The sequence below is a fragment of the Metabacillus kandeliae genome (assembly GCF_021166585.1).
GTDB classification, from domain to species: domain Bacteria; phylum Bacillota; class Bacilli; order Bacillales; family Bacillaceae; genus Metabacillus_B; species Metabacillus_B kandeliae.
Genome location: NZ_JAJOZE010000006.1, coordinates 94,791 through 108,434, shown reverse-complemented (window position 1 = coordinate 108,434; position 13,644 = coordinate 94,791). Strand labels below are relative to the sequence as shown.

Below are 13,644 nucleotides of genomic sequence, written 5' to 3'. Positions count from 1 at the left end.
AAAAAGTATAGCTGGATAAGTAAATAGTGGACTATATGATACGGTAGTTACAGTATTTAAAATTTTTTTTTAAAAAAAGCTAAGTTTCTAATATAAAAAGTTGTTTTTTAAAACAAATTTTCTCTTTAATCAATAACAAGTTAATTACACATATATTATTAACTTGAATTGTTTATATGGAGGAATTTAATATGCCTTGTTCAACTGTTTATGATCCACACATTCTAAGGGTATGTACTGATGCGGACTCGTACTCTGCAAATGCAACAACGATTGACGTAGTTTGTGACTATGGTGGAGGTACTCCCTTGACGTGGAAATACACCCTTTCTGCTGAGGTTTGGGATGGTTCTAATTGGATCGCTAAAAAATTACTCACTGGGTCTTTTAGTCTGCGGACACCAACTAAAGTTTTTTATATTAAAGATTTAGGGTTGAAATCCGGAAGTAATAGTGTTCGTATTAAAGGCTATTTTAATCGGACAGATACAGGAGCTCTAGAGACTGAGACTACCCCAGCCTTTATTGTCAAAAGGTAAAACAAAAAAAGAAGTCTTTCTCGTAAGTGGACTGTTTACGAACAGTTTAAAAGCACCTATGCAAATAAGTGGCTCCGGTATTGTACCGGGGTCATTTTATATATCCGCTTTTTTAATATTTATGAACTTCTGAAGTTATTTTTAATGAACCTTTCTTCGTCAGACGCCTTTAAAACTCTATAAGCCTCCCCAACCTTACCACCATCTAATTTCCAAAAGTAATTATGATCTTCGATTATGTTTGAAAAGTCTTGGTTTTTCCACTTCGTTGCAATTTGTAGTAAGTATTTTTTTCTCTTAAACTCACTTTTTTGGACAATAAGATATAGCTTTTCAATATTTTCTTTATTCATCTCAACAGCACCGACCTTTTTTTCAGCCATCACTTTTTGATGCGTCATAAAGTGCATTGTATCCATTATCTCTTTCTCGGAAGAATTATTGTCCACTGGAAAAGTTGTTGTTGCTCCTTCAACTTTAGCAACTTGTTCAGGTGCTGCATCAGGATTCCAAGTTTCTTCATCAGTTGTGGTATCAGATTGATTCTGTGCTATATTACTATTTTTTTGGTTACTATCGGATTCGTTAATTGTTTGTTTAAAATTCATAGTAATAAAAGCGATTAGAAATATAGCCATTATTATTAAGACTACAAAGATTTTTTTCATAAGTAGTACCCCTTTCTTAAATTTTAGCGTTTTTGTTTTCCTTTTTCTAACATTATTATACCACTACATGTTTTCAGTAAAGAATAGCCAAGAAGTATTAGGAAAAATTTAAAAAAAACGTTTAAATTTTATCCTCTTTATCCTCTTTAACATGTAAGGGGGTGTGAATAGAATGGAGATAGATATCGCACAATTAATTAATATTTTGGGTAATTTTGGTTTTCCAGTAGCTATTGCTTCGTATTTATTAATCAGATTAGAAAGAAAAATGGAAAGTTTAACATCTGCTATACAAGAACTGAAGGAAATAATAAAAAAATATTAAATGGTTGATATTTTTTGCTGATTCTCTCTTTCATATATAACAAGCAAAAAGGCGCGCTTAAAGCTTGGTACATTTAAAGATCTTTCAAAGGAAATATTGTATTGGTTTCGACGGTTATAGCAGTACAGGTTTGAGAAATTCAACGTACGGAGGAAGTACTGGTTTTATTCCATCTCCATAAACTGGAGAAGCAAGTTGGTTTAACAAGGGCCCTTCATTTAATACTAAAGCTTAATTAACTACTGATAGTTTTGGGCCTACCAGGGAAAAAAATATGTTTACCTTTTTAAAATAGCACAAGCGTATGCTAAGAGGATAGAAAGGGTTTTTACCAAATAAATAATTAAAGTAACATATAGAAAGGGGAAAATTATATGGATCAAATGGTTTTAAAGGTTCAACAGTGGCTTAACAATACCTATTCAGGTGTCCAAGGTTTTACTCCAATACCTGAAGAACTTTATGGGAAAACTGGATGGACAACAATGTATGCCCTTACTAGAGCATTACAACATGAATTAGGAATCACAGTTTTGGTGGATAATTTTGGGAACGGAACTAAGGCTGCATATGAGCGACAAGGATTACTTTCAGAAGGTGATTCTCGTGCAAATTTAGTATATATCCTCCAAGGTGGATTGTTGTGTAAGGGGTATAACCCAGGAGGATTCACAGGAACGTTTGGGCCAGGCACCAGGTCAGCAGTCATGAAAATTCAATCGGATACAGGTATGCATACAATCGATGGAGTAGTTTATTCGCATATTTTTAAAGCAATTTTAACAATGGATGCTTACATTCTTATAGGAGATAATGGGGATTCAAAAGTTAGAGCCATACAGCAGGCTTTAAACGCTAGTTACTATACAACAGCTGGGATCCAACCTTGTGACGGGATTTATTCAAGAAATACTAATAAGTCTTTAATGTATGGAATTCAAACAGAAGAAGGAATTAGTGCAGCTGAACAAACAGGATCTATGGGTCCTACAACTAAATCTCGATTACCGTATTTATTAATGGGAAGTTCTAATGTTAATTTTGTAAGGCTCCTTCAATTTGTTTTGTATCTTAATGGCTATGATCCTGGCCGATTTGACGGGGAATTTGATGCAGGCACTCATAATGCATTAACTTCTTTTCAAAATTTCACTAAACTACCACTCACTGGAACATCAAATACTGAAACATGGCTTTCTCTTTTAGTTAGTACCGGTGATCCAAATCGAATAGGAACTGCTTGTGATTGTGTAACAGAAATTACACAAGCAAGGGCTCAAACTCTGAAAAGTCATGGATATACTCATGTAGGAAGATATTTGACCAACGTTGTAGGCAGTACTTTAAATAAAAAAATACAACCTGGTGAATTAAATGCCATTTTTAATGCAGGGCTATCCGTTTTTCCAATTTATCAAACGTATGGTGGAGAAGCTTCTTATTTTAGTGCTAAACAGGGAGAATTTGATGCAAAGTCTGCATATGAAGCTGCAAAAGAATATGGTTTTAAAAACGGAACAACTATTTATTTTTCAGTGGATTTTGATGCATATGGTAAGGATATAACAAACAATATACTTCCGCATTTTAAGGCGATACATGATCAGTTTGTCATTTATGGTGCATCATATAACGTAGGTGTATATGGAGCTAGAAATATTTGCATACAAGTTTCAGAACATGGATGGGCTAAATATAGTTTTGTAAGTGGAATGTCGACTGGATTCAGTGGTAATCTAGGTTATCCATTACCGTCAAACTGGGCGTTTGATCAAATCTCAACAATTACTATTGGCTCCGGTGAAGGTAAAATCACAATCGATAATGATATTAATTCTGGAAGAGACTTAGGACAATCGTCAATCGGATCTGGACCTGCTTCTATTAACTACGAATCTCTTAAAATGTTGAGATCAATTTTTGAATTAGCCATGGAATATACCGGAAATGCCATACAACAGGCAAACTACTTGGTATCTAATTATTATAAAAAGTCACACTATGATATGGGGATATGGGCATTTACAACTGGAGGTATCGATCAAGGATTTGTAGATTTTGTTAAAAATAAAGGGAAGGAAGTATTAGGTGATCAATTTACAGATATCATTGATCCAATCACTAAAAATAATATTGATATTCAGCATTTAATGGCTACATTATCATCATTACTATATTCACCTGATATTCCATTTGTAGGGGTTCACATAAAAGACTTAGCTGGGTGGGCTGGAGACTTGTTTACTGTTATGATTGAAGTTTACAATCATAGAGATGATGTGAAATACGAGCAATATGGTGACTTACTAGAAAGAACATACAGAGCAGCACTGGATGTGATTGGAACCAGCGAAACTCCAAGTCACTTCTCATATTCCGATTACGCTGGGGACATGGATGCTTTAAATATTGCTAAAATTTTGGATAATGACATTACTATGAATATATTTGATGCCTTCTATAACTATTATGAGTCTGGTGGGGTCCTAAAAAGAATTCAAAACTTCTTTGAGAATAAGTTTAGTTCAGATGTCTCTGAAGTTGAAAATATAGCTATTACTTATTTGAATGATTCATTCCCTGAACTTGATATAGCTTATGCCAGGAATAAATTAAGAGAAGATGATCCGGTACCTGAGTATACAAAAGATGAAGGGAAAGAGCTAGCCAAAGCATGGAAGGATAAACTATTAAAAGATTTAAGCAAAGAAACACTTTGAGTTAATTAATTAATTAATATAAAGCAAGACCCGAATAATAATTCACTTAATAAGGTGATATTACTCGGGTCTTCTTAATGAAGAATGATAGCTAACACTATGATCAGCCTAATTTACTTCTGAAAAAGAAGTCAAATCTAAATAATTATTTTAGCGGAATGTCAAAGTATCCATAGGATAACAAATCCCCATTTTTACTAATAGTATACTTTTTGTAAGTGAAATTTTTGAAAGTCTTACTAGAGGATGGGACATATTTTGAGTATCTTCCCTGCATTTTAAAAAACAAAGGGAATTCTTTTTTATACACGAATACTGTGAGGTACATATTTCCATCATTGACTCCGTTTGATTGATGATTCGATGTTATATATTTCCCGTTAGTCAAATGGCTATTTATGGACAAATACTCACTAGAATATGCCATTAAAGGAAACAATTTAAATATAGATACCAACATTATACAAAAGATAAAAAATGAAGGAATTTTTGATTTGCAATAAAAGAATAGGGCAAATGAAGCCAATAGTGAAAAAACGATATCCATATACCATGCAAAATGAGTCAAATTTAGATTTAATGCTGAATAATATAGTACAATATCCAACTTTGTAGTCAAAATTGTCATGAAGATCCTAATAATTAAATATAGAACTGAAAAAAGCAAAATTCCTTTATGTAATTTATCCTTTATAGGAGTTCTTTTCATTATTATCGTCTCCTTTTTCAAAGGTGAACTTGCGCTGCTCAACTGTCTGTTTTTATTAGATTTTTATTCTCCCAAAAATATACCGATCTATCATTTCTTTACAATTTTGGTTTAACCTTAATTTATACTATATCAGATTAATAAAAATTTCATCTCTAGTTTATCTTTAGCTTAGCAATTAGTAATGTAAAAACTCGTTCCCTAGATACGCACGTGTGAAAAACAAGAGTCACAGCAATTTAAATTGGCTTTTCTTTATTGTCAAAGTAAAAAACTTGCTGTGTTGTATCCTGATTCATTTTTCCTGCATAAGTTATGTACTGCCTTTTACCGAAGATTAAATCCTTATCAATTATTGTAATGTCTGGTAAAACTATTGAATAATCACTCATCTTGAAATTAGTTAATTTAAGTTTTCAAGTAAATCATGGCTTAGTACACCCTTACATGTGCTGTAACTTATTTTATTTTCAAAATAATGGTTTAATTTATATGAACCATAAAAAACGGATTGTTAGATGACGGAGAGCAAGATAATCATATAAAATGATTCAGCAAGCCAATGATTGATTAGGTGGTTATATCCATGATTCACATATTAGTAGCAGATGATGATCCGCATATCCGCGAGCTGCTGCGTCATACCCTCCAAACAGAAGGGTATCTCGTGTCAGAAGCAGCAGATGGCAATGAAGCAGCAACGCTTTTATCACAGCAGGTTCACTTAGCTGTAGTGGATGTGATGATGCCGAATAAAGACGGCTACCAGCTTTGTGAAGAAATCCGCAGCAGCTATAATTTCCCCGTTATTCTTCTAACTGCAAAGGATCAGCTATCTGATAAAGAAAAAGGATACCTCGTCGGCACAGATGATTATGTCACAAAGCCTTTTGAACCGAAGGAGCTTTTATTTCGCATCAAAGCTTTGCTGAGGCGTTATAAAATGGCGAGCCTTGACAAAATTGTGCTGAACGGGACAACGATTGACAGACGGAGCTACGAAGTTCATAGCAACGGCAAAATTCTCCTGCTTCCAATGAAGGAGTTTGAACTGCTGGCACAGCTCGCAAGCTTTCCGAAAAGGGTCTTTTCACGGGACGAGCTGATTCAATTAGTGTGGGGAGCGGATTTTACAGGAGATGATCGCACGATTGACGTTCACATTAAACGGCTGAGAGAGCGATTTGCATCAGTTGAGGATTTCCACATTCAGACCGTCCGCGGAATCGGCTACAAATTGGAGGCATTGAAGCAGTGAGAACTCTTTATCTGAGGCTTTTTCTTACCACTCTGCTGGTGATGATTATGAGCAGCCTGCTGGCGTTTTTTCTATCAAATGCTTATTACCAGTTTTATTTAAAGCCTGTTAATGATGCCAAGCTGACGAAGATGGCAGAGGATGTCAAAGCCTTTTACGATGAAAACCCGGAGGATCCGGCAGGTTCTTATCTGACCCACGTCTCCAATCTCGGCTATCAACTCTATCTTGTAACGGACAAGAACAAAGGCACCTTCTACGGCCATGCTTTCCGGAAAAACACATTAGATCGCCAAACGATTCAAACGGTGCTTTCAGGCGGAGTTTATCACGGCATCAGAGACTATCCATCTAAAATATTTATCACCGGCTTTTTTGAAAATGATTTAAAGAATACGATCGGTCTGCCTGTCACAATCAATAAAAAGCCGTACGCCATGTTTATGCGGCCGGACACAGAGCTTCAAATCGGGGAACTGAGAATCTTCTTGGCTGTCCTGCTGCTCTTGACCTTTGCCATCAGCGTTTTGCTTGTTGTTTTCAGCACCCGGTACCTTGTAGCTCCCATTACAAAGCTGACAGAGGCTACAAAAAGCATCTCCTCGGGTAAATACAATATTCAGCTGAATGTGAAGCGGCGCGACGAAATAGGGCGTCTCGCCTCCCACTTTTCACAGATGGCGAAGAGTCTTGATCAGCTTGAGGCAAGCAGACAGGAATTTGTTTCAAATGTATCCCATGAAATTCAATCCCCGCTTGCCTCCATACAGGGATTTTCCCAAACGCTGCAATCCAGGCACCTGCCGGAAGAAGAGCGCCAGCATTATTTGACCATAATTGAGCAGGAAAGCAGGCGGATGTCGCAGCTCAGCAAACAATTATTGACTCTCGCCTCCCTGGATAAAGAAGAGAGCCTGCTCGATAAAAAAACATACGACCTGGCTGCCCAGCTTAAGCAGGTGATTCTCATGACCGAATGGCACTGGCGGGAAAAAGAGCTGGCCATCGATCTTGAGCTGCCTGAAGCTTTTCTATATGGAGATGAAAATCTGCTTCATCAAGTCTGGACTAATCTGATTACAAACAGCATCAAGTACACAGAGCCAGGCGGGACCATCTCCATCTCACTAAAAAAACAGGAAGATCATTGTATTGTTAGGATTACGGATACAGGAATCGGAATCTCCAAGAAAGATCAATCCTTCATCTTCGACCGTTTCTATAAAGCCGACAAAGCAAGAGAAAGAAAACAAGCAAGCAGCGGCTTGGGCCTCGCCATCGTTAAAAAGATCATTGATCTGCATGACGGAAAGATTGATGTACAGAGTGAGCCTGGCAAAGGAACAGCTTTTCAGGTAACCCTTCCGAGAAGATAACGGGAGGGTTTTTGTTATGCGCTGTTCATGCTCCATTCATATTCAAGTTATATTCTTTTCTTGTAACCAAAACACGAATGGAGATGAACAATAGATGTTTCTTTCACTACGGGAGCTGAAGCATGCGAAGCTGCGCTACCTGCTGATCGGATCGATTATGATTTTGATTGCCTTTCTTGTCCTTTTTGTTTCAGGCCTTGCGAAAGGGCTGTCTTCCGATAATGCTTCCTCGATCCAGTTAATGAAGGCTGATTATTTCCTTTTGCAAAAGGAGGCCGATCACCGTCTGAACCGGTCATCTATATCCCATGAAATTGTCCATCAGGTGCAGCATACGCTTGCAGAGGATCAGGCTGCCCCGCTGGCCATCCGCATGGGGGCCATCACGAAAGAAAAGTCAGATAAAAAGATTGATGCATCCTTTTTTGCGATTGATCCAGATAGCATGCTGAAGCCCAACTTAGCAGAGGGCCAAATGCCAGCGGGCAGCAGCGATAAAAATGTCGCAGCGGACGAGTCGTTAAAGGAGGAGGGCTTTTCCTTAGGAGATCAAATTCGCGATTCGGAATCAGGCAAGACCTTTACCATTACAGGTTTCACGAAAGCACAGTCCTTCAGCCACACCCCTGTAATCCATCTCACTTTTAAAGAATGGAAAGCGATAAACAAGGCGGACCCTGCCTTTAATGCAATCGCTCTAAAAACAAGCGCTGGTATGGAGAAAAACCTTTCCGGCTTTGAGGTTGTATCGAAGAGTGAGGCCTTACAGGGAATTCCCGGCTATAAAGAAGAACAAGGCTCCCTTTTGATGATGATTGTCTTCCTGTTTATCATTGCAGGCTTTGTGCTCGCTGTTTTTTTCTATGTGGTCACGATTCAAAAAATCAATCAGTTTGGTGTGCTGAAAGCCATTGGGGCTTCTTCAGGATATTTGGCGAAATCCATCATCGGGCAGATCCTGCTGTTGACGGTTTTAAGTCTCGCTGCTGCTGCACTCCTGGCTTATGGACTCGCTGCTCTTCTTCCAGGTTCGATGCCTTTTGATCTCGCACCGTCGCTTGTGATTCTTTGCTCCGCCTTGTTTCTCGCCGTTTCGCTGATAGGATCACTGCTGTCCTTGTACAAAGTAGTAAAAATTGATGCCATTGATGCCATTGGGAGGGCTGCTTAATGACAAGCAAGCTAATGCTGGAAAAGATCAATAAAGTATATGGAGATGGCGACAGCACCGTTCAAGTATTGAAAGATGTGTCACTGAATGTAAAAGCAGGGGAATTTATTGCCGTTGCCGGGCCTTCAGGATCCGGAAAAAGCACCTTTTTATCCATCGCAGGAGCGCTTTTGTCCCCTACAAGCGGCCGCATCCTGCTGGATGGCCAGGACATCAGCCAGCTGTCTCCAAAAAAAATGAACCACGTTCGCCTGAAGAAAATTGGATTTGTCTTTCAATCATCCAATCTCATTCCCTATTTAACGGTTCAGGATCAGCTTCTGCTTATTTCTGAATTAGCCGGAAAGAAGGATAAACAGGCCCAAAGGCGATCAGAGAGTCTTCTGGAAAGACTCGGCTTATCCCATCGGAGGAATCACTATCCAGACAGCTTATCAGGCGGGGAAAAACAGCGGGCCGCCATCGCCAGAGCCTGGATGAATGAACCTGAAATTCTGCTGGCCGATGAGCCGACAGCAAGCCTTGATTCAGAGCGGGGCAGGTCCGTTGTCCAAATGCTCGCTGATGAAGTGAAGCTCAGGGACAAGGCTGCGATCATGGTCACACACGATAAACGGATGCTCGATCTCTGCACCCGTGTGATTTATATGGAAGACGGGAGATTAGCTGAGAAATAAAGAGAAAGGTGCTTTGCTGCAGGGTAAAGCACCTTTTTTCTTTTCCTTTTGCACCCTATCTTGGTCTGCCGTTCTTTAAATTTGGCTGTTGATTGCAGTACTCAGGCGTCCGCTTTCCGCGGGGCGGGCGGTGAGCCTCCTCTGCGCTTTAGCACCTGCGGGGTTTCACCTGTCCCGCTGTTCCCGCAAGAGTCTCCCGCCTGGAACGCAGGTCAACAGGTGCGTAAAACTCACCATTCTTCTTTAACATAGCTTTAAATTAAAAAAAGAACCCTCAATCCCCATCAGGATCAAAGGTTCTGTCTTTTCTTGCCCGGATCTTTCAGCTTAACACCGCTTTTTTTTCGTCTAAGCCGAGCGTTTGAGCAGTAGAAGTATGAATTTCCCTGAACATTTCAGGTTTTTCAGAAAGAGATACACCATAAGAAGGCACCATTTCTTTAATTCTAGGCTCCCATTCCTTGATGTGCTGCGGGAAGCAGCGGTTCATGACCTGCAGCATAACGTGAACGGCCGTAGAAGCACCAGGGGATGCGCCGAGCAAGGCTGCAATGGAGCCATCTGATGCTGTGACAACTTCTGTTCCGAATTGCAGGGTCCCTTTTCCGCCTGCGTCTGTATCTTTAATCACCTGCACGCGCTGTCCTGCAACGACAACATCCCAATCCTCGCTTTTTGCGTTCGGAATAAATTCGCGCAGCTCTTCAATACGTTTCTCATTGGACAGCAGCACCTGCTGAATCAGGTATCTGGTCAGTCCCATTTCTTTTACCCCTGCTGCGAGCATCGTCATCAGATTGTTCGGTTTAACAGATCCGATCAGGTCGAGGTTAGAGCCTGTTTTTAAGAACTTAGGCGAAAAGCCGGCAAATGGTCCGAACAAAAGCGTTTTCTTGCCTGCAATATAGCGCGTATCAAGATGCGGCACAGACATTGGCGGTGCGCCGACCTTTGCTTTGCCGTACACTTTCGCATGATGCTGCTCAGCGATTTCCGGCTTATTGCAGACCAGGAACAGTCCGCTGACAGGAAACCCGCCGATATGCTTGGACTCTGGAATGCCTGTCTTCTGCAGCAATGGCAGACTTCCTCCTCCGCCGCCGATAAACACAAATTTAGATGTATGGATTTCCGTTTTTCCGCTGTCCATATTCTGTACTTTTACTTCCCACAAACCGTCGCTCGTTTTGTTCATATCCTTTACCATGTGCTTATAATGAAGCTCTGCGCCTTTTGTTTTCAAGTGGTCAAACAGCAAGCGTGTCAGCGCACCGAAATTAACGTCTGTACCTGTGTCAATTTTCGTTGCAGCAATCGGCTCGCCTGGATTGCGCCCATCCATGATGAGAGGAATCCACTCCTTCAGCTTTGCCGGATCCTCCGAATATTCCATTCCGCTGAAAAGCGGATTTTTTGACAGCGCTTTAAAACGTTTTTGCAGAAAAGCAACATTCTTCTCCCCCATCACCATGCTCATATGCGGAATTGGCATAATGAAATCCTTCGGGTTTTTAAGAAGACCCTTATTGACTAAAAAAGACCAAAACTGCCGTGAGAGCTGAAACTGTTCATTGATGCTGATGGCCTTGCTGATATCAATGGAACCGTCCGGCTTTTCAGACGTGTAGTTGAGCTCGCACAAAGCAGCATGCCCTGTGCCTGCATTGTTCCATTCGTTTGAGCTTTCTTCCCCTGACTTTTCAAGCTTCTCAAACATTTTAATGTTCCACTCAGGAGCAAGCTCCTTCAATAATGTCCCCAAAGTCGCACTCATGACGCCCGCACCGATTAAGATCACATCTGTCTTCTTCTGTATGCTGCTCATTTTCAACCTCATCCCCTATACATATATAAAAGAGTAAGCGCTGCCTTAAGACCGCCATATGCCCAGCCATTTAGATGTCCAGGCAAGCAGCGCTTCTTTTTGTGTAAATATGAACGTTTTCATATTCTATTATAATGATTTACCTCATGAAATATCTACTGTTGTCTAATAATTATAAACTATCTAAATCTATAAAAAAAGTGGGGGGTACTTCCTTGATGCTTTATTTATTGTCACTTTTCCGGATAAGTTTACCTTACTGCTTGGCTTCCCACTCAGCCACTTCCTTCCTGACCGCCGGTGCCACTTCTTTTCCAAGCAATTCGATCGCTTTCATCACATCTGCATGAGGCATGGAACCTACCGGAACATGCAAGAGGAACCGTGTAACACCCACTTCTTTGCGAAGGTTAATGATCTTTCGGGAAACGGTTTCCGGGTCTCCGGCAAAAAGGGCTCCTTCAGTGCTGCGCGCCGCATCAAATGCTGCTCTGTTATAGTGTCCCCAGCCCCGTTCTCTTCCAAGTACATTCATGGCTTGCTGTGTGGAAGGGAAAAATTCCTCTGCTGCTGTTTCATCATCCTCTGCTATAAATCCATGGGAATGTGAAGCAACCTGAAGCTTTGCTGCGTCATGGCCAGCATGGGCTGCTGCCTGCTTATACAGATCCACAAGCGGGGCGAACTGAGCAGGGCGTCCGCCAATAATCGCAAGGACCAGCGGAAGTCCGAGCACCCCTGCACGAATAACGGATTGGGCATTTCCGCCGCTTCCGATCCATATAGGAAGCGGGTTCTGCACAGGGCGCGGATAGATGCCCCGATTTGGTATCGCCGCGCGATGCTTTCCGGACCATGTCACAGTCTCGGATTTTTGCAGTGTTAACAGCAGGTCCAGCTTTTCGTCAAAAAGCTCATCATAGTCGTTTAAGTCATAGCCGAACAGCGGAAAGGATTCGATGAACGAACCGCGCCCTGCCATAATTTCAGCACGGCCATTTGAGATGCCGTCAAGTGTGGCAAAATCCTGAAACACCCTCACAGGATCGGCAGAAGAAAGCACTGTAACCGCACTCGTCAGACGGATCCGCTTTGTTTGAGGCGCTGCAGCAGCAAGGACAACAGCAGGAGAGGAAGCAGCATAATCACGGCGATGATGTTCGCCAACTCCGAATACGTCCAAGCCAACTTGATCTGCAAGAATAATTTCCTCCACGACCTCACGCAGCCGCTCTGCATGGCTTATTGTTTTACCTGTTTTTACATCAGGTGTTGTTTCGACAAATGTGCTGATGCCTATTTCCATTCCATTCACTCCAGAATCGTTCGTTTTATCCTCATTTTAACATGAACAAATAAAAAGCCCGTCATTGGAGTGACGGGCTTTCAGCTTCCTACAAAACAGGATCTTTTTCTTTCATTAACTCAGGTGAATTCAGCACATACTCAATCGCATGAGCCACACCGTTTTCATCATTCGTGAGCGTCACATAATCACTCAATCTTTTCACTTCATCCAGCGCATTTCCCATTGCAATTGCAAATCCGGCAGCTTCAAACATTGGGATGTCATTGTTCTGATCACCGATCGCAACGGTCTCTTCCAGTGGGATATTGAAGTAGTCTGCCATCACTTTTAAGCCATTCCCTTTGTTGCCGTTAATGTTCATAATTTCTATATTAAACGGTGAGGAAGTTGCGACGTACACACCTTCAATAGACTTCATGGCAGTCAGCATCCGCTCTTTTTGGACGGGATCCAATACTAGAATAAAAAACTTCTGAATGCTTAGTTCCTCATCCTGCAGAAGGGAATCTATGTCATGGAACCTTCCTTCCGATTCTTCCGGAATCCTGCACATCTTCTCGAAGTTCTCATCCTCGAAATGCTCGGGCGGAACAGTGCCGGATTCAAGAACCCTGTCTAAGCGGGATGTCCATTCCTCATGAAAGTAGATTCCTTTATTCGTATAAAGCTTAAAAGGAACGGTTTCCTTTTCAATCTCTTTGGCAATGATTTCTCCCTGACTGTCCGCTAAGGATGTCAGCTCCAAAAGTTTGCCATCTGCCATAACGGCTGTTCCATTACTGCCGCCCATTGGAAGTTCCATATCATATCTATCTAAAACGCCTTTGATGGATTCCGGCGCCCTGCCGGATAACACCATCACTTTATGCCCAAGGCTCTGTGCTTTTTTGATCGCTTGTCTATTTTCAGGACTGATGTCATTTTTTGATGACAAGGTTGTACCGTCCATATCAAGTGCAAATAATTTCATTTTCATTCTCCTTCCAGTAAAACTCAGCATTTTCATTATAACTCTTTTTTTCTAGATGAAAAATGGAATTGCTTAGCATTTCATTTTTTTAGAAAAA

At 40.9% G+C, this 13,644-nt stretch carries 11 protein-coding genes; 7 read left to right on the top strand and 4 right to left on the bottom strand.

Translation table 11 applies throughout. The annotated features are described in order from the left end of the window. The first annotated feature begins 308 nt into the window (after positions 1–308). Complete coding sequence (locus tag LRR81_RS14065) at positions 309–539, top strand: hypothetical protein (protein ID WP_231790014.1); 231 nt, start codon at positions 309–311, stop codon at positions 537–539. 119 nt (positions 540–658) lie between these two features. Here the strand turns inward: LRR81_RS14065 and LRR81_RS14060 are convergent, their stop codons facing one another. Next, positions 659–1,207: a DUF6241 domain-containing protein gene (locus LRR81_RS14060; RefSeq protein ID WP_231790013.1), complete on the bottom strand. Its 549-nt coding sequence runs from the start codon at positions 1,205–1,207 to the stop codon at positions 659–661. Between the two features lie 172 nt (positions 1,208–1,379). Between LRR81_RS14060 and LRR81_RS14055 the strand changes: the two genes are divergently transcribed. The 6 genes from LRR81_RS14055 (at position 1,380) to LRR81_RS14030 (ending at position 9,443) form a co-directional block, all read left to right on the top strand. Beyond that, positions 1,380–1,532, top strand: coding sequence for a YvrJ family protein (locus tag LRR81_RS14055; protein WP_231790012.1), 153 nt, complete (start codon positions 1,380–1,382; stop codon positions 1,530–1,532). A gap of 374 nt (positions 1,533–1,906) precedes the next feature. Beyond that, complete coding sequence (locus tag LRR81_RS14050; protein WP_231790011.1) at positions 1,907–4,252, top strand: glycoside hydrolase domain-containing protein; 2,346 nt, start codon at positions 1,907–1,909, stop codon at positions 4,250–4,252. Between the two features lie 1,295 nt (positions 4,253–5,547). After that, positions 5,548–6,219: a response regulator transcription factor gene (locus LRR81_RS14045; protein WP_231790010.1), complete on the top strand. Its 672-nt coding sequence runs from the start codon at positions 5,548–5,550 to the stop codon at positions 6,217–6,219. Beyond that, entirely contained in the window at positions 6,216–7,595 is a 1,380-nt protein-coding gene (locus LRR81_RS14040; RefSeq protein ID WP_231790009.1) for a sensor histidine kinase, read from the top strand. The genes LRR81_RS14045 and LRR81_RS14040 overlap by 4 nt, the downstream gene beginning before the upstream one ends. A gap of 94 nt (positions 7,596–7,689) precedes the next feature. Then, a complete protein-coding gene (locus tag LRR81_RS14035) occupies positions 7,690–8,766 on the top strand; it encodes an ABC transporter permease (RefSeq protein ID WP_231790008.1) in 1,077 nt (358 codons plus the stop codon). Then, the gene (locus tag LRR81_RS14030) at positions 8,766–9,443 is read left to right on the top strand and encodes an ABC transporter ATP-binding protein (protein WP_231790007.1); all 678 of its coding nucleotides are present in this window, start codon (positions 8,766–8,768) and stop codon (positions 9,441–9,443) included. Before LRR81_RS14035 ends, LRR81_RS14030 begins: the two co-directional genes overlap by 1 nt. A gap of 322 nt (positions 9,444–9,765) precedes the next feature. Here the strand turns inward: LRR81_RS14030 and LRR81_RS14025 are convergent, their stop codons facing one another. From LRR81_RS14025 to LRR81_RS14015, 3 genes are all read right to left on the bottom strand, one after another. Further along, positions 9,766–11,268 (bottom strand): malate:quinone oxidoreductase, encoded by a 1,503-nt coding sequence (locus LRR81_RS14025; RefSeq protein WP_231790006.1) that lies wholly within the window; start codon positions 11,266–11,268, stop codon positions 9,766–9,768. 256 nt (positions 11,269–11,524) lie between these two features. Continuing rightward, positions 11,525–12,574, bottom strand: coding sequence for an LLM class flavin-dependent oxidoreductase (locus LRR81_RS14020; protein ID WP_231790005.1), 1,050 nt, complete (start codon positions 12,572–12,574; stop codon positions 11,525–11,527). Between the two features lie 88 nt (positions 12,575–12,662). Further along, entirely contained in the window at positions 12,663–13,547 is an 885-nt protein-coding gene (locus LRR81_RS14015; protein ID WP_231790004.1) for a Cof-type HAD-IIB family hydrolase, read from the bottom strand. Positions 13,548–13,644: the final 97 nt, after the last annotated feature.